Here is a 23141-nt window from a genome sequence, read left to right as displayed (position 1 = left end):
GACTTACCTCCAATCCTTCCTTGGATTGAACCCGGCATCACGTTCCGCCTGAGCATAGGCACGCAAGGCGCTGGTTTGGGCGGCGTCCATCTCCTTGGGCACTTTCACCTCAACCGTGACCAAGAGGTCACCAGCCTTCGCGCCCTTGCGCTGGATGCCGCGGCCGCGTACACGAAGCGTGCGGCCATTGGGTGTGCCCGCAGGAATTTTCACGCGCACGGGCGAATCAAGGGTGGGTACCGAGATCGTGTCACCCAGAGCGGCCTCCGGGAAGGACACGGGCACTGTGATCTCAAGATTGTCGCCATTGCGCTGGAACAGCGGATCCGCCTTCACATGCACGGTGACGTAGAGGTCACCCGCGGGGCGGCCGTTGCGGCCGGCCTCGCCTTGTCCAGCCAATCGCACCTTCTGGCCGTCGGTGACTCCAGCGGGGATACGCACGGTGATGGTTCGGGTGCGGGTTTTGGTGCCGCTGCCCTGGCAATCACTGCAGGGATCGGCAATCTCTTCCCCGGTGCCGCCGCAGTAGGCGCACGGCGATGACATACCGAAGGCACCTTTTTGCTCGGAGATGAAACCCGAGCCGTTACAGTGGCTGCACACGGAAACTTTGCCGCTGCTGGATCCGGAGCCGTGGCAGGTTTCGCAGGGTGCTTGTGCCGTGAGCTGAATCGGCATAGCGGTGCCCTTGGCGGCCTCACGGAAATCAAGCGTTATTTCGGTTTGGACGTCCGACCCTCGCGCCGAGCGATTTGGCTTGCGAGTAGCACCGCCGCCGCGGTTGAAAAAGCTACCGAAGATATCCCCAAGATTGTCCTCTTGAGCAAACCCTCCTCGTTGGCCGAAGATGTCGCCCAGGTCGAACCCTTCTTGAAACCCTCCGGCATAACCGGACCCCGCTTTCTTCCCGAAGCCGCGGAATCCGCCACTTGCGAGAGCCCTCTTCATTTCGTCGTATTCGCGCCGCTTTTCCGGATCACCCACCACGTCGTAGGCTTCTGCCACCTTCTTAAAACGTTCTTCAGCGGCTGCGTCTCCGGGGTGAGAATCGGGGTGGTTTTCTCGCGCGAGCTTGCGATATGCCTTTTTAATTTCCTGCTCACTCGCGCTGGAACTCACGCCGAGATCTGCATAGTAGTCCTTTTCTGCCCACTCATTTTTCATGGCCATGGCCGCTTTCCTCCTTTCCGAAAACTCAAGTTCTCGGTTTCTATTCCTTTTTTTGTTGCTAATTTTTCTAAAGCTAAAAACAAGGGGCGCTGCCTTAAAAATCGTGATGGTCTAAGCAGCGCCCCTTGGGTAGTGCATGTTCCGTCTAGGACGGGTCGGCGATAATCACCATCGCTGTGCGAAGGAGACGATCACCCATCTGGTAGCCGCGTCGCAGCACGGTACCCAGTACTTTTTCCTCTCCCTCGGAGAGATCCTGAACTGCTTCGTGGCGTTCGGCGTCGAAAGGCTCGCCCTCTTCACCAAAGGACTGCACCTTGAGACTTTCGGTGACGCCGAGGAGCTTGTCGCGCATGGACTTCAGCGGTCCTTCGAGGTCGCCGTGCTGTTCAGCCAACTCAAGATCATCGAGAATCGGCAGCAACTGCACAACCACCTGGGATTTAGCCAGTTCCACGCCCTGCGCGCGGTCACGCTCGGTACGGCGGCGATAGTTCGCGTACTCGGCGCTCACACGCTGCAGGTCTTCGGTGCGCTCCGCCAGTTGATCCTCCACGGTTGGTTCCGCGGGAACTTCCTCGGCGAGCGCAGCGTCGACGTCTGCTTCGAGGGTGGGGTCGAGATCAGCCTCTTCTGCTCGTTCCGCTGCAGCCTCGGCTTGCTCGGGTGAGGTCGCCTCGGGGTCGGTGTTTTCCGGATCGCCCGGATTGTCGGGCATCGTCACTTCTTCTCATCCTCCTCGTCTACAACCTCGGCGTCCACGACATCGTCGTTGGCATCAGCCTGGGAGTCCGACGCGTTCGCAGCCTCAGCCTCGTAGATGGCCTTGCCCATTTCCTGAGAGACCTCGGAGAGCTTTTCGACGGCCTGCTTGATCGCCTCAATATCGTCGCCCTTGAGGGCCTCATCGACGGCGTCGGCAGCTTCGTTTACCTTGGTCTTGACGTCCTCGGACACCTTCTCGCCGTTTTCGTTGAGGAAGTTGCGGGTCTGGTACGCCATCGTCTCAGCAGAATTGCGGGTCTCCTGCTCCTCGCGGCGCTTCTTGTCCTCCTCAGCGTGAGCCTCGGCGTCCTTGACCATGCGGTCGATCTCTTCTTGAGACAGACCGGAACCGTCCTGGATCTTGATGGTGTTTTCCTTGCCGGTGCCCTTGTCCTTCGCGGTGACGTGAACGATGCCGTTGGCGTCGATGTCGAAGGTCACCTCGATCTGGGGCACACCGCGCGGAGCTGGTGCGATGCCGCCGAGCTCGAAGGAGCCGAGCAGCTTGTTGTGTGCAGCCATCTCGCGCTCGCCCTGGAACACCTGGATCTGTACCGAAGGCTGGTTGTCTTCAGCGGTGGTGAAGGTCTCGGAGCGCTTGGTGGGGATGGTGGTGTTGCGCTCGATGAGCTTGGTCATCACACCACCCTTGGTTTCAATACCGAGGGACAGCGGGGTGACGTCGAGCAGCAGCACATCCTTGACTTCACCGCGCAGCACGCCGGCCTGCAGCGCAGCACCAACAGCCACAACCTCGTCCGGGTTCACGCCCTTATTGGGCTCCTTGCCGCCGGTGAGTTCCTTCACCAAGTCGGTGACGGCAGGCATACGGGTGGAGCCACCAACGAGCACCACGTGGTCGATCTCGCCCACGGAGATGCCGGCGTCCTTGATCACCTGGTTAAACGGTGCCTTAGTGCGGTCTAACAGATCCTGGGTGATGCGCTGGAACTCGGTGCGAGACAGCGTCTCGTCGAGGAACAGCGGGTTCTTGTCGGCATCGACGGTGATGTAGGGCAGGTTGATGGTTGCCTGCTGGGAAGAGGACAGCTCAATCTTTGCCTTCTCCGCAGCCTCACGCAGGCGCTGCAGCGCCATCTTGTCCTTGGAAAGGTCAACGCCGTTGGCAGACTTGAACTTCTCTACCAGCCAATCGACGATGCGCTGATCCCAGTCATCGCCACCAAGCTCGTTGTCGCCAGCGGTTGCACGAACCTCAACCACACCGTCGCCAATTTCCAGCAGGGAGACGTCGAAGGTGCCGCCACCGAGGTCGAAGACGAGAATGGTCTGTTCCTTCTCGCCCTTTTCCAGGCCGTATGCCAGCGCAGCCGCGGTGGGCTCGTTGACGATGCGCAGTACGTTCAGACCTGCGATCTGGCCGGCTTCCTTGGTGGCCTGGCGCTGGGAATCGGAGAAGTAAGCGGGCACGGTGATCACGGCGTCGGTTACCGCGTCACCGAGGTAGGACTCAGCGTCGCGCTTCAGCTTCATCAGTGTGCGAGCGGAGATTTCCTGGGGGGTGTACTTCTTGTCGTCAATCTCAACGTTCCAGTCGGTGCCGATGTGGCGCTTGACGGAGCGGATGGTGCGATCGACGTTGGTGACTGCCTGATTCTTGGCAGACTGGCCGACGAGCACTTCACCATTCTTGGCAAATGCAACGACGGAAGGGGTGGTGCGGGCACCCTCAGAGTTTGCGATAACGATCGGCTCGCCACCTTCGAGGGCGGTGACCACCGAGTTTGTGGTGCCGAGGTCAATACCTACTGCGCGTCCCATGATAAAAATTCCTCCATATTTATCTGATGCTTTTAAAGTTGATACACATCAACTCAACTTCTGGAGCTCGAGAGTACCAGAGCCTTGAGTCAATGTCACTCAACTCAACGGCACAACCCTCAAAGTTGTTCCCACTTGACTCAACTTTTTTAAATAATCCAGAAAATCCCTGTTCAGGACGGTGGAGATTTTTCGCGGAGGCGTCGAAAAGCTCGACTATGAATTGATTAATACTTCAAAGTAGAGTGTGACCCGAAGCGCAACACGCAGACTGAAAGGGGCACATAATGCTCGAAAACCTCGTCGATGCCGCGGTCAAACGCGCCAACGAATGGCTCGCGCTCAAAGACGATGCAGCCAATAAGAAGGAAGCGCAATCCACCGAACAGCTCGCCGCCCTGGTACGCGATGCAGACGGCATCGCCTTCACCATGGGTTTCGTCGACAAAGTGGCTCGTCCGGAAGACAATAAGGTCGCCGCAAAAGAGCTCGCCAAGCTCGCCAGCCCCCTGCGCTCCGATTCCAAACTGCCCAGCTTCATCGGCACCGTCGACAAGGGCCTCGTCACCGCAGGCTCCCTCGCCGCACCAATCCTGCCCGGAGTGGTGATGCCCCTGGCTCGTAAGCGCATGCGCCAAATGGTGGGACACCTTGTGCTCGATGCAGAAGGCAAAGCGCTCAATGCCCGCCTCGACGAGGCTAAAAAGGAAGGCTTCCAGCTCAACCTCAACCTCCTGGGCGAAGCCGTCCTGGGTGAAGAAGAGGCAAAATCCCGCCTCAACCGCACCCTGGAGCTACTGAAAAACCCTCGCGTCACCTACGTGTCCATCAAGGCATCATCGGTCTGCGCACAGCTCAACCCTTGGGACATCGACGGCAACACCGAACGACTCAAGGAACGCCTGCGCCCCCTCTACCGCGAGGCGAATAAGCGCGGCACCTTCATCAACATGGACATGGAGGAGTACAAAGACCTCCACCTGACCATCAAACTCTTCAAAGAACTGCTCGGCGAAGAAGAATTCCTGGGCCTCGAAGCCGGCATCGTGCTCCAGGCCTACCTGCCCGACACCCTCGACGCGCTCAAGGAACTCGCGGAATTCGCCGCAGAGCGTCGCGCACGTGGCGGCGCCAGGATCAAGATCCGCCTGGTTAAGGGCGCCAACCTCTCCATGGAGAAAGTTGACGCCGAGGTGCACGACTGGGAACAAGCACCGTACCTCACCAAGGACGAGGTAGACGCCAACTACTACCGTCTGATGGACTTCATCCTCGACCCCGAGCATGCAGACAACGTGCGCATCGGTGTGGCCTCCCACAACCTCTACACCGTGGCACTCGCCCACGAACTGGCTGTGGCGCGCGGCGTTGAGCACCAGCTCGACATCGAGATGCTGCAGGGCATGGCACCGGCACAGGCCCGGGCCGTGCGCGAGGTGGTCGGCGACCTTATCCTCTACACCCCCGTGGTGCATGCCGAGGACTTTGACGTGGCCGTGAGCTACCTGGTGCGCCGCCTGGAAGAAAACGGCGAGAAGCAAAACTTCCTTCACGCCCTCTTCGCCCCCGAAGTCGAAGCAATGACCAGCCAGGAAGACGTCTTCCGCCAGGCGGTGGCGAACCGCTGGGACACCTTCGCAGGGCCGCGTCGCACCCAGGACCGCAACACCGAATCCGGCAAGCAGTCCCACTCCAAGCCCGGCCACTTCGTGGGCGAACCCGATACCGATCCTTCCCTGCCTCAAAACCGCGAATGGGCGCTCAAGGCCATCGCGCAGGACCCAGGCCCCGTACAGTCGGAGACCGTCACCGAACCGGCGGTGGTCTTGGAAGCCGTGGAGCATGCCCGGGAGCTCAGCGCCGACTGGCGTGAACTTTCCGGTGCCGATCGCGCAGAGGTGCTGGACACCATCGCCGATCACCTTGCCGATGCACGCGGCGAACTGCTCAGCGTGATGACCCACGAATCTGGTAAGACCGTCGACCAGGCCGACCCGGAAATCTCCGAGGGCATCGACTTCGCCGTTTATTATGGAGAGCAGGCGCGCGCACTGGACAAGGCTCGCTCCAAGTTCACCCCCTACGAAGTCGTCGCGGTAACTCCCCCGTGGAACTTCCCCTTCGCCATTCCCGTGGGCGGCGTGTTCGCAGCGCTCGCCGCAGGTGCGGCCGTGGTGATCAAGCCTGCGCCGCAGGTAGTGCGCGTCGCAGAAGTTGCCGTCAAGCACATCCGCGCGGGCCTTGAAGCCGCAGGCCAGAATCCCGACCTGGTGCAGCTCATCAACGCCAATGAAGGCGAAGCCGGTAAGAAGCTCATTACCTCCGTGGACTCAGTTATTCTCACCGGCGCATCTGACACCGCAGCGCTGTTCCGTAGCTGGGATCCGCACATGGTGATCAATGCCGAGACCTCCGGCAAGAATGCCATCATCGTCACCCCCGCTGCCGACCCGGATCTCGCCGTGGCCGACGTGTACAAGTCCGCCTTCGGCCACTCCGGCCAGAAGTGCTCTGCTGCGTCGCTGGTGATCTTGGTTGGCTCGGTTGGCAAGTCCGAGCGCTTCATGAACCAGCTCCTCGACGCCGTCTCCACCCTCAAGGTGGGCCCGGGCACCGACATCACCACCACGATGAACGGTCTGATCGAACCCCCGAGCGAGAAGCTCGAGCGCGGCCTCACCCAACTGGATGAAGGCGAGCGTTGGCTCATCCGCCCCGAGCAGCTTGACGACGAGGGTAAGTTCTGGAGCCCCGGCGTGCGCGATGGCGTGAAGCCCGGCTCCTGGTACCACACCCACGAGTGCTTCGGTCCGATCCTGGGCATCATGCGCGCCGACACCCTGGAGGAGGCGGTAGAATGGCAGAACTCAACCGGTTACGGCCTCACTGGCGGCATTCACTCCCTGGATCCCGACGAGCTGGACTACTGGCGCGAGCACGTTGAGGTGGGCAACGCCTACACCAACCGTGGCATCACCGGCGCGATCGTTGAGCGTCAGTCCTTCGGTGGTTGGAAAAACTCCGCTATCGGCCAAGGTGCGAAGGCAGGCGGCCCCAACTATGTGGCTCAACAGGGCACCTGGGAAGATGGCCCCTTAGAGGCCCTGGGCGTTCCGCTCGACGCCAAGGTTGCGAAGTACCTGTCCGGCCTGGATGTTTCGGCAGAGGATAAGGAGTGGCTGCGCCGCGCCGCCGAGCTAGATGCCCTGGCTTGGGAGGAAGAGTTCGGCCGCGAGCATGACAACACCGGACTTCGTTGCGAGGCCAACGTGTTCCGTTACCGCCCGCTGCTTGAGCCGCTGCAGATCCGTGTGGGCTCCGGCGCCAAGCTTCTCGACGTCCACCGTCTGCGTCTCGCCAGCCTGATCACCGGCACAGATGTGGTGATCACCTCGCCAGAACACCTGCCTGGCGTCACACGCATGAGCGACGAGGCATTTGCCCAGGCACTGAAGCCGCACACTCGTGTGCGCGCACTGGGCAAGGTGGCCGAAAGCATCTACGAGGCCGCCGCAGCCAATGGCTCCGTGGTACTCGATCAGCCCGTGCTTGCCGATGGCCGACGCGAGCTGTTGCCCTTCCTGCTGGAGCAGGCAGTGGCATCAACCCGCCACCGCTTCGGCGTGATCTCGCCAGAACTGGCTTAAGTTACAGCTTGATTACAAAGTGCCCGCTCAATGCTGGCACTTTGTTATTTTTGTGGCAGTGTATTGCGGGTGACTAAGGAAGAATACACACAAGAACAACGAGGCATGACGCATCGCCTCGAACAAGCGGTGGAAGACGATAGCACCGCATTTGAACTCAGCGGCAAGCTCGATGAATCTGCGCCGCCGCTGGATCGCGCCGTAATTTTGGGCAAGGATGGCCGTTGGGTCGCCGGTTGGGCGCTTCGTTTTATCATCGTCGCCATTGCGGCGATTTTCATGTGGAAGGGTCTACACGCCGTGTGGATCGGCCTACTGCCAGTGTTACTCGCGCTGCTGGTATCAACGGTGCTGTGGCCGCCGACGCGGTGGCTGCGCTCGAAGAATGTTCCTGACACCCTTGCTGCCGTGCTGGTGATGCTGGGATTCTTCGCGCTCATTGGTGGTATTTTTGCGGCGATGGCGCCGAGCGTTCGCTCGCAGTCTGAAGATCTAATTACCAAGGCCCAAGAAGGCATTAACCGCCTTATGGAGTGGCTTCAAGGCCCGCCGCTGAATCTGGATACTTCTCAATTTGATGGCGCACTCAAAGACGTCACCAATATGATTCAGGAGCGTTCTGGCCAGATCGCCTCCGGCGTGTTTGCTGGCCTTTCCACTGCGGGCACGATCGGTATGACGCTGGTGCTCATGCTTATTCTGACCTTCTTCTTCCTCAAAGATGGCACGAAGTTCTTGCCGATGATCCGCCGCGCAACTGGCCCCAACGCCGGTTGGCACCTCACTGAATTGCTGAATCGTATTTGGAATACCCTCTCCGGGTTCATCCGCACTCAGGCGATCGTTTCCGGTGTGGACGCCATTTTGATCGGCATTGGTTTGCTGGTGCTCAATGTGCCGTTGGCGCTCGTGCTCGCCGTACTAACGTTCTTCGGTGGATTCATCCCAATCGTCGGTGCTGTCACCGCAGGTGCCTTAGCCGTGATTGTTGCACTGGTGACAAACGGCCTCACCAATGCGCTGTTCGTTCTGGCGCTTATCCTGGCGGTGCAGCAGATCGAGGGCCACGTCCTCCAACCGGCTCTGCAGTCGAAGGCCATGAACCTGCACGCCGCTGTGGTGCTGCTCGCGGTCACTGTGGGCTCCACGCTCTTCGGTGTCATCGGCGCGTTCCTGGCTGTGCCGATCGCTGCAACCATCGCCGTGGTTATTCGCTACCACTTCGACCTCGTTGCTCTGCGCGCCGGTGAAATCACGCTGGATGACATTGAAATCGCCACGCGCGAGGACGCGGAAGCGGGCGCTGGCCTGACCTTTGCCGAGCGCCTTGAAAAGATCAGTATTCGCAAGAAGCCTTCTGCAGTGGTTGAAGAAGCCAAGGATGCCAAGCAGAGCTGATTTTTGGCATAAGAAATGCTCCTAGGAACCTTTCCTAGGAGCATTTTGCTTTTAGCCCCAGATGCCGTTGAGCACCAGCACGCAGACGGCGGAAACCGTAGCTGCGGCGGGAAGCGTAATCACCCACGCCATGGCGATTGGCTTCATCAAACGCCAGTTAGCAGCGCGATTGACCATGCCCACGCCCAGCACCGCACCAATGAGGATGTGTGTGGAGGAAACGGGCAGACCAAGCACGGATGCCAACATCACCACTGCTGCCGCCGCGAGCTCTGCGGCGAAGCCGGATGCCGGGTGCATCTCGGTGAGTCCGCTGCCGACGGTCTGGATCACAAAACGACCAATGAACCACAGGCCGGCAATCAGTGCCACACCACAGGTAACCATCGCCATAGTGGGCACTGCGGCCTTGGAGTTAATCTCGTTGGTCTTAAGCACATCCAGCACAGCGGAGAATGGACCGATGGCGTTCGCAATGTCGTTGGAGCCGTGTGAAAACGCGAAGGCCGAGGCGGTGAATACCTGCATCCAAGAGAAGATGATGAAGGTGGCGCGCGAAAGCTCCTGGTTGCGAAGCGAACGCGACATCACGGTGATCGACATCCACACCACCACGGAGATCAAGGCCAGGATGATCACATTGCCCCAGGTACTGAAATGTAGGTTCAGGTTTTTGAGCCCCTTGAACAGCATCATTGCGCCGATGAGCGCGGAACCCGCAGCGGCAATGACCGGCACCCAGGTTTCTAGGGCGCGGTGGGTATCCAGTTGGTTGCGGCGGGAATTGATTTGATACAGATTGCGGTAATAGTCGGATTCCAACTGATCCGGTTCAAAGTCCGCAGCCTGGATGAGGGCGGCATCGCGGGTCATGGCATTGGTGTAGGCGAGCTGCTGGATCTCATTGAGGCGCTCGTAGGATGCCTTGAAGTTCTTGTGCAGCGCGATGCGATCCGCCTTGATCTGGCGTAGCTCGGTATCGGCGGTGTCGTTGTAGCCGAGCACCTTCTTCTTAATGAATCCGAACAACAGCAGCGCTACCACGCAACCAAGCACCGGCGAGAGTACCCAGGACAGAGCGATTTGTCCGATTTTATCCCACTGCACCATTTCCCAGCCACCCAAGCCTTGAGTGATGCCCAGGCATAGCGCGGCGCCGACGATACCGCCGACGATGGAGTGCGTTGTGGAAACGGGCCACCCCATTCGGGTAGCCACCAGCAGCCACACCGCAGCGCCTAGTAGCGAAGACATCATGATGAAGGCGAATTGCATCGGCTCGAGATCGATAGCTTTCAGATCCACGATCCCGGACTTCACGGTATCGGTGACTTGACCACCGGCGAGCACGGCACCGGAAACCTCAAAGACTGCTGCCACCAGCAGTGCCTGCTTCATGGTGAGGGTGCCCGCACCGACAGAGGTGCCGAAAGAGTTGGCAACGTCATTGCCGCCGATGTTGAAGGCCATGAACACACCGAAAACGATGGTGGTAATGAGCATGGCTCGGTTTGCCTCGGCCGAAACATAGCCGTTTGTCCAGAAGAAGAAGGCGATGACCGTAAGGGCTAACAAGCCGCCAAAGGTCAAGTGCCAGTATTTGTCGTTCGACTGCGCAGTCGCACTGTTGGACATCAAGGTTCACTTTCACGTTGCGAGGTAGAGAGTGTCGAAGAAACTATGCATCTCCAAGATGAACGGAATGTGAACAACAATCCCCATTCTGCTTCCCGTACCACTCCGTCTACAAAACTCTTCCCAATCGAACCGATTAGTGCTATATTTGCAGACTAGTTAGTCTAGAAGGAGGATCCTCATGCTTCGCATTGCGGTAATCGGCGCTGGCGCCAACGGTCTATACCTCTCGGACCTCCTCATGTCCTGCAAGCGCCCCATGCATGTCGACCTGATCGACGCAGCCCCTGCACCCGCCGGCCTTGCCCCCTATCGCAACGCCAACCCAGGCGCCTCTACCGTCCGATTCATCGGCAATGTGCCAGCAGACACGGAATTGGACTCCCTCTACGACCTCGTGCTCGATACCAGCTTCCACTCGGAGATCGAGGCCAAGGCCCGGGTTTCTCAGGCAGTGTTCAGCGCCTCGGGCGATCTTGCCGATCCCCTCAAGGCGCTCCAAGCCCGTGGCATCGCCACCACTACCTGGCTTGGCGGACTAAATCTTCCCGCCGGATATTCTCTGGCTCAGTGGCACGCACTACTCGCGACCGCAACGGGCGCTCCTGTTTGCTTCTAAGCCTCGATCCACGCGCTAAAAAGTTGGGCTGATGGGTGATGCTTCGCCAAACGCTCTAAGGTAAACAGCGTGCAAACAATCCTTGGCATCATCGGCATCGTTATGTCCCTGCCTGCATGGGGCATGTTCATCGCGGCGGTCGCGCGCCTGTATCGGCTGATCGCGAGTGGCCAACCCTCCCCTGGGCGCAGCAATAGGCCGCTTCGTCGCTTCGGTGTGATGCTCAAGGAAGTGTTCTTCCACACCGAAATGCTCCGCAAACCGGCGGTGGCCATCGCCCACTGGTTTGTGATGCTGGGCTTCCTCATCGGTTCACTGGTGTGGTTCGAGGCCTATATCCAAACCTTTAATCCCGCCGGTGGCTGGCCGATCCTCTCCAATTGGAGCATCTACCACTTCCTTGAAGAGGTCCTGGCCATCGGCACGGTCCTGGGAATCGCCTTCCTCTTTGCGCTCCGATTGACCATCGGCGGGCGCGATCGCCTGGCACGCTTCTACGGCTCCAACTCCATCGCAGCTTTCTTTGTGGAGGCCGTGGTGCTCATCGAGGGTCTTGGCATGCTCTTGGTCAAGGCAGGCAAGATCGCTACTTATGGGCACGCCACCTGGGCAGATTTCCTCACCCGCCACATCGCCACCTTGCTGCCCGCCTCAGCGGACCTCATCAGTATCTTCGCCCTGGTCAAGTTGCTCAGCGGCATGGTGTGGCTGGTGGTCGTGGCACTCAACCTACGCTGGGGCGTGGCCTGGCACCGCTTTTTGGCGTTCTTCAACATCTTCTTCCGTCGCAATATCGATGCCAAAGCGCTTGGGGCTTTGCCAAACATTGATCTTGAGCAATCGGTGGGCGTCGGCAAGCTCGAAGATGCGCCATGGAAGATGCTTCTCGACGCCACAACCTGCACCGAATGCGGCCGCTGCCAGGAACAATGCCCCGCATGGCACACCGAGAAGCCACTGAGCCCCAAGATGCTCATGACTGACCTGCGCGACGCTGCAGTCGGTGGCGCACTTGGCCCGATTGTGGGCGATGTCATCACCGAGGACGTGCTGTGGAGCTGCACCAATTGTGGTGCCTGCGTGGAGCAATGCCCCGTGGATATCGAGCACCTCGACCACGTCTCTGCGCTCCGTCGCTTCCAGGTGCTCGCCGAATCGCAATTCCCCTCCGAATTGACCAGCCTATTCAAGAATCTCGAAACGAAGGGCAACCCGTGGGGCCGCAACAATAGCGAACGCGCCACATGGATCGAGGAGGCTCGGCGCGATGGGCTCGAAGTACCGGTGATCAGCGAGGGCGTGGAGGAATTCGAGTACCTCTTCTGGGTTGGTTGCGCTGGCACTTTCGACGATGAAGCCCGCAAGACTACCCGCGCCGTGGTGGAGCTGCTACACACTGCGGGCGTGAAGTTCGCTGTGCTCTCCAAGGACGAAAGCTGCACGGGCGACCCGGCGCGCCGCGCGGGCAACGAGTTCTTGTTCCAAATGTTTGCCACGCAAAACGTGGAAACGCTCAACACCGCTTTTGAGGGCATGCCCAAGCGGAAGATCATCACCACCTGCCCCCACTGCTTCAACACGCTGCTCAATGAGTACCCAGACTTTGGGGGGCACTTCGAGGTATTCCACCACACGCAGCTACTCAACCGACTGGTGCGCGAGGGACTCTTGACGCCAGTGCCGCGCACCGCAGAAAACCGCAAGCCCATCACCTACCACGACCCCTGCTTCCTGGGCCGCCACAATAAGGTTTTTGATCCGCCGCGCGAACTGCTGGGCATCTCCGGCGTAGAGCTCAAAGAAATGCCTCGCAATAAGAATGAGGGCTTCTGCTGTGGCGCTGGTGGCGCGCGCATGTTCATGGAAGAAAAATTGGGCACCCGCATCAACGAAAACCGCGCCGCCGAGGCTGTGGCCACGGGGGCGGAGGAAATCGCCACCGGCTGCCCCTTTTGCAACACCATGCTCACCACCGGCGTCAAGACGCAACAGACGCGCCCGGCGGTCAAGGACGTGGCCCAAATGCTTCGCGACGCTGTGCTTGTCGACGATCACCTGCCGCCGCGACGCGAGCCCGCCTTCCTTGACGAGCCGATGCGCAGGACGATCAGCAAACCAAAGCCCGAGCCTGCGAAGGTTGTGGCGCCCAAAGCGGAGAGCCCCAAACCAGCCGCCCCGGCGGTGCCACCGGCTATGCCCGCGCCTGGCGGGGCGGTGCCGGCACCCGGCGGCGCTGTACCGAAACCTCCCGCACCTCCTACTCCACCTGCGCCCGGCGGCGCTGTACCGAAACCTCCCGCACCTCCCACTCCACCCGCGCCTGGCGGAGCTGTGCCCAAACCACCAACGCCACCCGTACCTCCTCCCGGTGCGCCTCTGCCACCTCCCGGTGCTTCGATCCCACCTGCGCCTAGAATGAATCAGCAGGAGGAGCACGATGACTAACCCATATTCACCCGATTATCGGATTGGCGACGAGGAACGTCGACAAGCAATGGAAGAATTGGGCACCCACTACGCCGAGGGGCGCTTGACCTTCGCGGAATACGATGAGCGCCTGGACCAAATCACTGCCGCAACCATGCGCAGCGAACTTTTGCAAATGTTCGACGATCTGCCGCAGCGCAAAGCCCAAATCGTTCCCGCGCAGGCCTACACCGCTGAGGAAGTAGATAAGGCGTGGCGTTCGGGTCGCAATATCCGCGGCGGAATCATGGGCCTCACCACAGTAGGCACCCTCGCCGTGTTGTCTGCTTCTCCGGCGGCGGCACCACTATTCTTCCTCATCCCGGCCATGTTCATCCTTTTGTACGTGATGAAGATCGGCCCTGCTTCCTGGCATATGCCCAGCCAAAAGCAGTTGGAGCGCGAGAGAATGCGCGAGGTCATGGCGGCGCAACGCCAACAGATCATGGCGATTGAATCGCAGGCCGCCGCCCAGCGCGCAGAGCAGCGAGCACAAAGGAAAATGCGGCGGGAAGAAATGAATACTGCCGCAACGGAAATCGCCTCAGATGTTCTCAAGCGCTTCCGTCAGCGCTAACATGTGGGAATGAGCAGCAACGAGAACCAGCGCCGCAAGCGTCGCACCTTCGATCAGTCTGAAAAGCTCAAGGATGTTCTGTATGAAATCCGTGGACCAGTGACGGCGGAGGCAGAGCGCATGGAGCTCGACGGGCACCGCATTTTGAAGCTCAACACCGGCAATCCTGCCGTGTTCGGTTTTGAGGCACCCGATGTGATCATGCGCGACATGATCGCCGCCCTGCCCACTTCCCAGGGCTATTCCACATCTAAGGGCATCATTCCTGCACGCCGCGCCATCGTCACCCGCTACGAAGTGATCCCCGGTTTCCCCTCCTTCGACGTGGAGGACGTGTACCTGGGCAACGGTGTGTCTGAGCTGATCTCCATGACTACCCAAGCCTTGCTCAATGATGGAGACGAGGTGCTCATCCCCAAGCCGGACTATCCCCTGTGGACGGCCGCCACCTCGCTGGCCGGTGGTAAGCCGGTGCATTATCTCTGCGATGAGGAGGATAACTGGAACCCCTCCATCGAGGATATTAAGTCCAAGGTGAATGAGAACACCAAGGCCATCGTGGTGATTAACCCCAACAACCCCACGGGTGCAGTTTATTCACGCGAAGTGCTGCAACAGATCGTGAATGTGGCCCGCGAGCATGACCTGCTCATCCTCGCCGATGAGATCTACGATCGCATCCTTTATGACGATGCCGAGCACATCTCGATCGCCAGCCTGGCGCCCGACCTGCTGTGCATCACCTACAACGGCTTGTCCAAGGCCTACCGCGTGGCTGGTTATCGCGCCGGCTGGATGGTGGTGACCGGCCCTAAGCAGTATGCACGCGGTTTTATTGAAGGCTTGGACTTGCTCGCCGGTACTCGCCTGTGCCCCAATGTTCCAGCTCAACACGCTATCCAGGTGGCACTGGGTGGTAGGCAGTCGATTTATGATCTGACCTCCGCGAAAGGCCGCCTGACCGAGCAGCGCAACGTGGCGTATGAAAAGTTGAACCAAATTCCGGGCATTAGCTGCGTGAAGCCTATGGGCGCACTGTACGCCTTCCCGAAAATCGATCTCAACTACTATGATATCCATGACGACGGCCAGCTCATGCTGGACCTGTTGCGCGCCGAAAAGATCCTCATGGTGCAAGGCACCGGCTTCAACTGGGATAAGCCCGACCACTTCCGCGTGGTCACACTCCCCTGGGCCTCCGAGCTTTCCGAGGCCATGGATCGCCTTGGCAACTTCCTCGCCGACTATAAGCAATAAGGAGCATCAGCCAATGAGCAAGTCCCTACCCCAGCGCTTGCTCATCATCTTTCTTCTTTGCTGCACGCTCGGCACCGCGATTGGCCTCGCCGTATTTTGGCCACGCACGGCCCCCGAAGTTGCCCCGAGCTTTAGTCAAACATTCAGCCTTGGGCAAAAGCTTGTCGACGCCACCGTCGTCGCCGTCACCGAGGGCAGTTGCACCAGCGATCAGGTGGGTCAGCGTTTTAGTACCTCCCCGCGCCACATTCCAGGCCAAGACACCAATTGCACCTGGGTCATTGCCGAGCTCGCAGACGGCGACAGAACCTTAATCCTTAACACCGGAACCCCCGGCGAGCCGGATCTTGAAGCAGGCCAACGCATCTTGCTCAATGAGCAACTCGCGTTTGTGGATTTCAAACGTGATACCCCGCTGTTGCTGTGGGCGCTGCTGACCATCGCCGCTGTCAGTGCCCTTGCGTTATGGCGAGGGGTGCGCGCAATCATTGGCCTGGTCATGGCAATGGCGGTGGTGGCGATCTTCACCCTGCCAGCGCTTGCCAATGGCACCAATCCGGCAGCCGTGGCGTTACTCAGCGGCTCAGTGATCCTCCTGCTAGCCGTTTTCTTTGTGCACGGCATGAATTGGAAAAGCGCTTCCGCATTAGCAGGAACGTTGACCGCCCTGTGCGTTGCCGCAGCCCTGGCGCAGCTTTCACTCCAACACACGCATGTTCGCGGCTTGGGCCAGGAGGATAACCTCCAAGTCCTGCTGTATTTGCCGCAAGTATCTATTCAGGGGCTCATGCTGTGCGGTTTTATTATCGGCGCCTTGGGAGTGCTCAATGACGTGACTATTGCGCAGGCATCCACGGTGCAAGAACTCTCCTCCCTAGACCCCAAGGCACGTCCCCTGCGCCTTTTCTTTGGCGCCATGAAGGTGGGGCAAGACCATATCGCCTCCATGATGTACACCTTGGTTCTGACTTACACCGGCGCTTCCTTGCCGCTGCTGCTACTTCTCAGCCTTTCTGAACGATCCCTGTCTCAGACACTCACCAGCGACGTCATGGCCACCGAGTTGCTGCGTTCAGCCATCGGCATCTTGGCGCTCACGCTTGCCGTCCCCATCACCACCTTGATTGCCGCTTGGACTACGCCCCAAGAGCACGAAGCCCCTCGCCACGCGCGGCATAGGGCTAGGCCATAGAACTCAGCGGGTACAGGGGATCGTCGAAAAGCTAAAGCCCGAGCATAGTGCCCGGGCTGTTGTGGCGTTATGTGCGTGTGTATTGGGGGAGATCATCAAGATCAGCGGCGCCTAGTGTTCCAATCGCCTCGTCATCAGTGCGAGCCAAGTGGATTGCAGCAACCAGCAGCAAACCCCACACCACTGCGAGGTAGAGCACCATCACCACGATTGTTGTTGTCGACATTTACTTGCGCTCCAATCGTGCTCGACGCTCATTCAAAGACTCATAGGGGTTATCCAGATGCTGGCCAAAAGGCGCGCCCTTACCCGTTAGAGGAACACCGAAGTCTCCCTGCGGCGGACCATCGACGATGGTGCCCTTTGGCCACGGAATCTTCGACATAATCAGTGCCCCGCCGTAGAGGAAGATAGCCAAGCCCCAGCCAAAGATCAGGACCTTGCCACTTGGATAGCCCTCATAGCCTTCGCTGAGCAACGTGGCTACCTCCAGCACGAAGGTGGTACCCAGCACGATGGGAGTAATCACCATCAGCGAGAGATCCCACCAGCGACCAAGGCGGATGGAGCTAACGGCATTGACGTGGGCGCGCAGCTCAGGCAGGCGCTTGAGTATCCAGCCGATCAGCACAATGGACACCAGCGCGATGAAGACGATGCCCACCACGTTGACGAACTTATCCACAATGTCCAAGGTGGCAAGGCCGGTGGTGACGGGGAAGAACACCATGGACGGAATGGCGCAGGCAATGCACACGAGCACCGATGCGCGGCGGCGACCCAGGTGGAGCTTTTCTTGGATGCCAGCAACGACTACTTCCACGATGGTGACCAGTGAGGTGAAACCAGCGAGGAAGAGTGAGCCGAAGAACAGCACGCCGAAGAAGGGGCCACCTGGCATCGCGTTGATGATGGTTGGGAAGGCCACAAAGGCCAGGCCAATGCCGGAGCTGACAACCTCATCTACCGCGCTTCCCTGGCTTGCGGCCATAAAGCCCAAGGTGGCGAACACGCCGATGCCGGCGAGCACCTCGAAGGCAGAATTGGAAAGCCCAACGACTGCGCCAAGGCCGGAGATATCTGAGCGGCGCTTGAGGTAGGAGGCCTGCGTCATCATGATGCCGAAGGCGATGGCCAGCGAGTAGAAGATCTGGCCATAGGCGGCCATCCATACCTGCGGGTTAAACAGCGCCGACCAATCGGGGGTGAAAAATGCCTCTAGGCCCACGGAGGCACCGGGGAGGAACAAGGCACGCACCACAAGAATTAAGAAGAGCAGAATCAGCACCGGCACGGAGATTTGAGAAAGCAAACCCATGCCTTTGCGCACGCCCATCGCCATCACGGCGGTGAGTGCAAGCCATACAACGCCAAGCACGATGAAGATTGGCCAGATCACCTCAGTGGAGTTCAGGGAGGTGGTATCGGCGTGGAGGTACTGCTCGAAGAAGAAGGCGTTGGGATCTTCACCCCAGCTCAGCTTGAAGGAGTACCAGGTGTACATGGCAGCCCACGCGAGGATCACGCAGTAGTACACGGCGATGATGAAGGTAATGCCTACCTGCACCCAACCCACTGCTTCTGTGCGCTTGGAAAATCGACGCCAGACAAGTGGCGCCGAGCCGCGAAAACGGTGCCCAAGTACGTAGTCGAGGATGAGCACCGGCACACCAGCAGTCAGCAGGGCGATGACGTAGGGAAAGAGGAAGGCGCCGCCGCCGTTATCGTATGAGATATAGGGGAATCGCCAGATGTTGCCGAGTCCAATCGCCGAGCCGATGGCGGCGAAGATGAACATGGAACGTCCGGCGAAGGTTTCACGTGCTTTAGACACTGTTGCTTGCTCCTTTGCCCAGGGCTGAGGGTGTGCCCTGTCTGCTGAAATCTAAGCGCAAAGATGCAGCAAAGCCCAAATCTCGCGTTGGTTATTTCACTCAGGCGAGTCTGACCACCTTCCACCCGGCGGCTTGCCAGGCGCCTTTATCCAGCACTCCGCGAGCATCCACCACCAGTGGTTCCACCACAAGCCCCCTGGCCCACGCCGGATCAATCATGGCAAATTCTCGCCACTCAGTTGCTATGACCACACCATGCGCACCGCGTAGGGCTGCTTCGAGCTTGTCGACGTCACACGGTGCCATCGGATCATAACTACATGGTGTGCCACCGGCTGCTTTGATCTGCGAAGCCACATCAATTGCTGGCGAATCGCGAGTATCGTCGGTGCCCGCCTTAAACGCGGTGCCAAGCACTGCCACACGCTTGCCGCGCACATCGCCTAAACCTTCGATGGCGCGCTGGCGCTGGCGAGCATTGACTGCATCTACATGGCGTAGCAACCCCACAGCAGAGGTGGCGCCCACTTCTTCGGCAATATGTCCAAGGCCACGAATATCCTTTGGCAAGCATCCCCCACCAAAGCCCAAGCCGGCGTGCATAAACTTCTGGCCAATACGAGGATCCAAGCCCATGGCCTTGGCCAAAGTGGAGGTATCCGCGCCTACTTCTACACACACGTTTCCGATGGCATTAATAAAGCTCAGCTTGGTGGCCAGGAAAGCGTTGGAGGCCAGCTTAACCATCTCTGCTGTTTCGCGATCACACGAAACTACAGGGCAGCCACGCCCAATGGGCACGGCCCACAGTTCACGCAGGAGCTGATCTGCTCGGGCAGTGCGGGCACCGATGACGATGCGGCTTGGTCGCAGCGTATCTTCCACGCCGCGGGTTTCCCTTAAAAACTCAGGATTCCAAGCCACTTCAATATCGCATAGCGATTCCAAGTGCGCCGCGGTGCCGGGCGGCACGGTGGATTTGCCAACGATCAAGTGATCCTCACCCTGCAGTACCCCTGCAAGCCCACGCACCACTGATTCGAGGGCGCTCAGGTCGAGGCCTTGTTGGCCTTGGGGGGTTCCTACAGCGAGGAAGTGGATAGAGCAAGAGGCTGCGTCGGCAAGCTCAGTGCTCCAACGCAGCCTCTCGTTGTTTTTCTGTAACAACTCGTTCAAGCCGGGTTCATAAAAGGGCGCTTTTCCGGATCGAAGAGTCTGAATTTTTGCTTCTTCGACATCGATGCCGACCACCTCATGGCCCAACGCCGCCAAACAGGCCGCATGTGTAGCTCCAAGGTAACCGCATCCAATGACGCTGATTCGCATATTTTTACCTAAAGTTCAAGTAAGCCTTGCTCGGTGTCGGGCCTCGTTGCCCCTGATACTTCGAGCCCAAAGCCCCAGAACCATAAGGAACCTCGGCCGGGCTCGTCATCTTAAACAGCGCGAGCTGTCCAACCTTCATGCCCGGCCACAAAGTGATAGGCAGATTTGCCACATTGGAAAGCTCCAAAGTGATGTAGCCGGAGAAGCCGGGGTCGATGAATCCCGCAGTTGAGTGCGTAAGCAAACCAAGACGCCCCAAAGAAGACTTCCCCTCAAGCCTGCCTGCCATATGAGCAGGCAAGGTGAACTTCTCCAGCGTGGAACCAAGCACAAACTCACCAGGGTGCAGCACGAAGGGTTCATCTTCGGCCACCTCAACCAAACTGGTCAGCTCATCTTGCTGCTGCTTCGGATCGATGTGGGTATAACGCGAATTATTGAACACGCGGAAGAAGCGGTCCATGCGCACATCCACCGAAGAAGGCTGGATCAGCTCGGGGGCAAAGGGCTCAATTTTGAGGTCACCGGCATCGATGGCCTCTTTGATGTCGTGGTCGGAATACAGCACGATTTGCAGTGTAGTGCAGGGTTATCAGAGTCTCACCTCGAAGTGCTAAAGTGAACCCAGCGCCGGCGTAGTTTAATGGCAGAACATCAGCTTCCCAAGCTGAGAGCGCGAGTTCGATTCTCGTCGCCGGCTCCACTTCACTCGCGTGAAACAACACGCACTCACCTGGGGTAGGCCCGAGAAGCAATGCATCATCACCATAAGATCCCCGTAGTCTTACTCCCCGGGCTGGCCATCCCTGCAAGCGCATGGGACGAGCTTCGAAGCTTTTTGCCGCACTCCTATGCCTTTGATCGCCTTGGCTCCGGGCAAGCATTTCATCTAGAAGATCAGGTTCTATCGCTACTGCAACAGATGGATGCGCACGGCATCGAACGCGCAAAGCTTGTGGCGCACTCGATGGCTTCATTTATCGGCGAAGCCGCCTGCCGCCTGCACCCCGAACGCTTTACTCGATTGATCTTGGTGGATGGGAGCTACGAGGAGCGTCGAAAAGCGTGTTTGCACGTACCTATTGAAAAACTCATCCCCCATGCCACCTTGCGCGCAATCGTGCAGGAGTGGCGATCCTATTCCTTTTGGGCCAATGAGTTACGCGAGATACAGCGCAGCCACCCATTACGCACCCGAACCGTAGTCATTGCCGCATACGCTTGCAGGCCGGGGCGCTGGGTGCGGAAACTTCGCCGCCAAGCCCAGCAATTATCGGCGCTCTTTGTGCCTATGCAGGGATCGCACCGCTTGATGCTTGATCGGCCCGAAGCCATCGCTGCGCTCATACGCGAAGATCCACCACAGGCTCAGCGCCATGATGGATACGCGCTGTAACACAAAGGTGCCGGGAAGCTGAAGCACAATCGCCGCAGTGAGCACCAGCACCGCAATAACGTGGAGAGCGCCCAAGAGCGCGCCTTTGTGCCCGGCGCGCCACGCGAAGATCACGGTGGCGATCGATCCGATGCCTGCGAACGTAGAACTCACCTCATGAGCCCAGGCGCTCGGCGTCATGCACGCAGCGCTTCTGAGCAGTTCATCAGAGGTGAATTGGGAAACGCAGTGGAGCGGGAATGTTGCTTCAACCGCGGTGGAGAGCAAAAAGAGCCACCAAAATACATGGCCCTTGCGCACGGTGGGAAGCAGCAACAACACCGCGAGCAGATCGCCCGCCCGGAACACCCATGCCCAAGGTTGGCCGGTGGCGGCGAGTTCGCTTACCAAAGGCGCATCGAGGGCTGGGTTGAGCAGCGGGCCTAGGATCCAGGAGTTATAGGCTATGGCCGCCGCGATCAGCCACGCACGAGCACTCAAGCGGAATGCTCCAGCGTGGTGGTCATCTTATTGGCAATCAGCGCGAAGGCCAGCAGGCTCAGCAGGGTGACGATGAGCCCAATGCCAGCAGAGGAAGTGATCGCCAGCGTGACATAACCAAGCAGCGCCGCGGTGCCACCGATGAGGGCGTAGGGCAACTGGGTTGCCACGTGAACGATGTGCGAGCAGCCAGCACCGGTGGACGACAAGATGGTGGTATCGGAAATCGGTGAGCAGTGATCGCCCAGCACCGCGCCTGCGAGCACGGCACCGATGGCGGGCACGAGGAAGTCTGGCTCATTCAGCGAGACCATGATCTCACCTGCGATGGGAATGAGCAGGCCGAAGGAGCCCCAGGATGTGCCCGTGGAAAAGGCCATGAAGCCTGCGATGAGGAACATCAGAGGAATCAGCCAGTTCACCGAAACATTTGCCCCTTCTACCAGGGAGGCCAGGTAGTTGCCGGTGCCGAGCTCTCCGATGAGGCTGCCCAAGGTCCATGCCAGCAACAAGATGGCAATGGCGGGCATCATGGACTTTGCGCCACCTGCAACGCCGCGTCCGAGCACACCTGCGTGGAAATCGGGGTTCTGGCGGGTTACGGCGATGTAGCAGGCCAGTGCCGCGATGGTGCCCAAGGTGCCGCCGATGATCAGCGACTCATTGACCTTGGTGTTGGCAAACATGTCCAGCAAAGACCAGGAGCCGCCTTCAAGGCCACCGGTGATCATCATGGTGCCAACCACGCCTACGACGAGGACGATGAAGGGAATGACCAGGGCGCGGATCTTGCCTGGATCATGCACCGGCAGATCCTCGGAGAGCTCGCCGGGGATCTCGTCTTCTGCAGAGAAGGTTTCGCCCTTGGCAATGGCGCGGTATTCCTCGCGGCGCATGGAGCCGATATCGATTTGGAAGAACACCACCAGCAGCACGAAGATCACAGCACCGATGGCGTAGTAATTCGCGGCAGCGGCGCTGAGGAAGGCCTGCATGGGGCTTCCGGTGTAGGCCGAGGCCGCTACCACTGGGGCGAGCAGGCCGATGATGGATGCGCCCCAAGAGGAAAAGGGTGCCAGCACCGCCACCGGAGCAGAGGTGGAGTCGATCACGTAAGCAAGCTTGGCGCGGGCCACCTTGTATTTATCGGTCACAGGCTTGGCAATTTGACCCACGGCAAGTGCATTGAAGTAATCATCAATGAAGATGGCGATGCCCAACAGCACTGCAAGGCCCTGGGCTCCCCTGCGGCTTTTGATCTTTGAGGCAGCCCAATCCGAAAAGGCTGCGGAACCGCCACTCATCAAGATCAGGGCGGTGATCACGCCAAGGAGCAAGAGGAACACCATGATGTAAATGGAGCCTGTATTGATTTCGCCTTCGCTATAGAAGTTGGCGGCAAAGGCATTCCATACATTGGCAATCGAAGCCCCCGGGGCAAAGTTGGCCAGCAGGATGCCGGCGGCAATGATGCCGAGGCCAAGGCTTAACAGCACCTTGCGGGTAATGATCGCCAAGGTAATGGCGATGATCGGTGGCAAAATTGTTAGCACCGGGTGGGCTTCGACCATGTCATGCTCCTTGTGTGGTTTT

Annotated in this window: 17 protein-coding genes and 1 tRNA gene; 9 read left to right on the top strand and 9 right to left on the bottom strand. The window is 59.2% G+C overall.

Translation table 11 applies throughout. The features are described 5' to 3' along the window. Window positions 1-3 precede the first annotated feature (3 nt). The 3 genes from dnaJ to dnaK form a co-directional block, all read right to left on the bottom strand. Window positions 4-1173 carry a molecular chaperone DnaJ gene (gene dnaJ / locus CGERO_RS01190; RefSeq protein WP_123933000.1) on the bottom strand — a complete coding sequence of 390 codons (1170 nt, stop codon included), beginning with the start codon at window positions 1171-1173 and terminating at the stop codon, window positions 4-6. Between the two features lie 145 nt (window positions 1174-1318). Then, complete coding sequence (gene grpE / locus CGERO_RS01185; protein WP_123935834.1) at window positions 1319-1891, bottom strand: nucleotide exchange factor GrpE; 573 nt, start codon at window positions 1889-1891, stop codon at window positions 1319-1321. Between the two features lie 2 nt (window positions 1892-1893). Further along, the gene (gene dnaK / locus CGERO_RS01180) at window positions 1894-3720 is read right to left on the bottom strand and encodes a molecular chaperone DnaK (RefSeq protein ID WP_123932998.1); all 1827 of its coding nucleotides are present in this window, start codon (window positions 3718-3720) and stop codon (window positions 1894-1896) included. 287 nt (window positions 3721-4007) lie between these two features. On the opposite strand from dnaK, the gene CGERO_RS01175 reads away from it, so the two are divergent. Both CGERO_RS01175 and CGERO_RS01170 read left to right on the top strand, forming a co-directional pair. Beyond that, window positions 4008-7367, top strand: a complete 3360-nt coding sequence (locus CGERO_RS01175; protein WP_123932996.1) for a bifunctional proline dehydrogenase/L-glutamate gamma-semialdehyde dehydrogenase — start codon at window positions 4008-4010, stop codon at window positions 7365-7367. 105 nt (window positions 7368-7472) lie between these two features. Beyond that, the gene (locus CGERO_RS01170) at window positions 7473-8765 is read left to right on the top strand and encodes an AI-2E family transporter (RefSeq protein ID WP_123935832.1); all 1293 of its coding nucleotides are present in this window, start codon (window positions 7473-7475) and stop codon (window positions 8763-8765) included. Between the two features lie 51 nt (window positions 8766-8816). Here the strand turns inward: CGERO_RS01170 and CGERO_RS01165 are convergent, their stop codons facing one another. Then, a complete protein-coding gene (locus CGERO_RS01165) occupies window positions 8817-10400 on the bottom strand; it encodes an inorganic phosphate transporter (RefSeq protein WP_123932994.1) in 1584 nt (527 codons plus the stop codon). A gap of 181 nt (window positions 10401-10581) precedes the next feature. Between CGERO_RS01165 and CGERO_RS01160 the strand changes: the two genes are divergently transcribed. The 5 genes from CGERO_RS01160 (at window position 10582) to CGERO_RS01140 (ending at window position 16511) form a co-directional block, all read left to right on the top strand. Next, on the top strand, window positions 10582-11019 hold the full coding sequence (locus tag CGERO_RS01160; protein WP_245998848.1) for a hypothetical protein: 438 nt from the start codon (window positions 10582-10584) through the stop codon (window positions 11017-11019). Between the two features lie 102 nt (window positions 11020-11121). Continuing rightward, window positions 11122-13464: a (Fe-S)-binding protein gene (locus CGERO_RS01155; RefSeq protein ID WP_123935830.1), complete on the top strand. Its 2343-nt coding sequence runs from the start codon at window positions 11122-11124 to the stop codon at window positions 13462-13464. Beyond that, a complete protein-coding gene (locus CGERO_RS01150; RefSeq protein WP_123932990.1) occupies window positions 13457-14062 on the top strand; it encodes a DUF1707 SHOCT-like domain-containing protein in 606 nt (201 codons plus the stop codon). Before CGERO_RS01155 ends, CGERO_RS01150 begins: the two co-directional genes overlap by 8 nt. A gap of 9 nt (window positions 14063-14071) precedes the next feature. After that, window positions 14072-15319 carry a pyridoxal phosphate-dependent aminotransferase gene (locus CGERO_RS01145; protein ID WP_123932988.1) on the top strand — a complete coding sequence of 416 codons (1248 nt, stop codon included), beginning with the start codon at window positions 14072-14074 and terminating at the stop codon, window positions 15317-15319. Window positions 15320-15332: 13 nt separating this feature from the next. Next, window positions 15333-16511 carry a YibE/F family protein gene (locus tag CGERO_RS01140; protein WP_123932986.1) on the top strand — a complete coding sequence of 393 codons (1179 nt, stop codon included), beginning with the start codon at window positions 15333-15335 and terminating at the stop codon, window positions 16509-16511. A 67-nt stretch (window positions 16512-16578) separates the two neighbouring features. On the opposite strand, the gene CGERO_RS01135 is transcribed toward CGERO_RS01140, so the two are convergent. From CGERO_RS01135 to dcd, 4 genes are all read right to left on the bottom strand, one after another. Further along, window positions 16579-16737: a methionine/alanine import family NSS transporter small subunit gene (locus tag CGERO_RS01135; RefSeq protein ID WP_123932984.1), complete on the bottom strand. Its 159-nt coding sequence runs from the start codon at window positions 16735-16737 to the stop codon at window positions 16579-16581. Continuing rightward, window positions 16738-18345, bottom strand: coding sequence for a sodium-dependent transporter (locus tag CGERO_RS01130; RefSeq protein WP_245998847.1), 1608 nt, complete (start codon window positions 18343-18345; stop codon window positions 16738-16740). It lies immediately after the preceding gene. Between the two features lie 100 nt (window positions 18346-18445). Next, window positions 18446-19672 carry a UDP-glucose dehydrogenase family protein gene (locus tag CGERO_RS01125; RefSeq protein WP_206423907.1) on the bottom strand — a complete coding sequence of 409 codons (1227 nt, stop codon included), beginning with the start codon at window positions 19670-19672 and terminating at the stop codon, window positions 18446-18448. Between the two features lie 4 nt (window positions 19673-19676). Continuing rightward, the gene (dcd, locus tag CGERO_RS01120; protein WP_123932982.1) at window positions 19677-20240 is read right to left on the bottom strand and encodes a dCTP deaminase; all 564 of its coding nucleotides are present in this window, start codon (window positions 20238-20240) and stop codon (window positions 19677-19679) included. A 61-nt stretch (window positions 20241-20301) separates the two neighbouring features. Here dcd and CGERO_RS01115 point away from each other — a divergent pair. Both CGERO_RS01115 and CGERO_RS10865 read left to right on the top strand, forming a co-directional pair. Beyond that, window positions 20302-20375, top strand: a tRNA-Gly gene (locus tag CGERO_RS01115). 51 nt (window positions 20376-20426) lie between these two features. Continuing rightward, a complete protein-coding gene (locus tag CGERO_RS10865; protein WP_123932980.1) occupies window positions 20427-21068 on the top strand; it encodes an alpha/beta fold hydrolase in 642 nt (213 codons plus the stop codon). Window positions 21069-21544: 476 nt separating this feature from the next. Here the strand turns inward: CGERO_RS10865 and CGERO_RS01100 are convergent, their stop codons facing one another. Beyond that, entirely contained in the window at window positions 21545-23119 is a 1575-nt protein-coding gene (locus CGERO_RS01100) for a Na+/H+ antiporter NhaC family protein (RefSeq protein WP_123932976.1), read from the bottom strand. Between the last annotated feature and the right edge of the window lie 22 nt (window positions 23120-23141).

The organism is Corynebacterium gerontici (assembly GCF_003813985.1).
GTDB classification, from domain to species: Bacteria; Actinomycetota; Actinomycetes; order Mycobacteriales; family Mycobacteriaceae; genus Corynebacterium; species Corynebacterium gerontici.
Note: the sequence above shows the minus strand (reverse complement) of the source record. Positions and strands in the feature narration are given on the sequence as shown.

Bases quoted from the DNA above. Each gene is read 5' to 3' on its own strand.
- CGERO_RS01145 (WP_123932988.1), top strand. From the start codon at position 14,072: ATGAGCAGCAACGAGAACCAGCGCCGCAAGCGTCGCACCTTCGATCAG.
- CGERO_RS01175 (WP_123932996.1), top strand. From the start codon at position 4,008: ATGCTCGAAAACCTCGTCGATGCCGCGGTCAAACGCGCCAACGAATGG.
- CGERO_RS01100 (WP_123932976.1), bottom strand. From the start codon at position 23,119: ATGGTCGAAGCCCACCCGGTGCTAACAATTTTGCCACCGATCATCGCC.
- CGERO_RS01170 (WP_123935832.1), top strand. From the start codon at position 7,473: ATGACGCATCGCCTCGAACAAGCGGTGGAAGACGATAGCACCGCATTT.
- CGERO_RS01155 (WP_123935830.1), top strand. From the start codon at position 11,122: ATGTCCCTGCCTGCATGGGGCATGTTCATCGCGGCGGTCGCGCGCCTG.
- dnaJ (WP_123933000.1), bottom strand. From the start codon at position 1,173: ATGGCCATGAAAAATGAGTGGGCAGAAAAGGACTACTATGCAGATCTC.
- CGERO_RS01135 (WP_123932984.1), bottom strand. From the start codon at position 16,737: ATGTCGACAACAACAATCGTGGTGATGGTGCTCTACCTCGCAGTGGTG.
- CGERO_RS10865 (WP_123932980.1), top strand. From the start codon at position 20,427: ATGCATCATCACCATAAGATCCCCGTAGTCTTACTCCCCGGGCTGGCC.
- CGERO_RS01150 (WP_123932990.1), top strand. From the start codon at position 13,457: ATGACTAACCCATATTCACCCGATTATCGGATTGGCGACGAGGAACGT.
- CGERO_RS01125 (WP_206423907.1), bottom strand. From the start codon at position 19,672: ATGCGAATCAGCGTCATTGGATGCGGTTACCTTGGAGCTACACATGCG.
- dnaK (WP_123932998.1), bottom strand. From the start codon at position 3,720: ATGGGACGCGCAGTAGGTATTGACCTCGGCACCACAAACTCGGTGGTC.
- CGERO_RS01140 (WP_123932986.1), top strand. From the start codon at position 15,333: ATGAGCAAGTCCCTACCCCAGCGCTTGCTCATCATCTTTCTTCTTTGC.
- CGERO_RS01165 (WP_123932994.1), bottom strand. From the start codon at position 10,400: ATGTCCAACAGTGCGACTGCGCAGTCGAACGACAAATACTGGCACTTG.
- CGERO_RS01160 (WP_245998848.1), top strand. From the start codon at position 10,582: ATGCTTCGCATTGCGGTAATCGGCGCTGGCGCCAACGGTCTATACCTC.
- grpE (WP_123935834.1), bottom strand. From the start codon at position 1,891: ATGCCCGACAATCCGGGCGATCCGGAAAACACCGACCCCGAGGCGACC.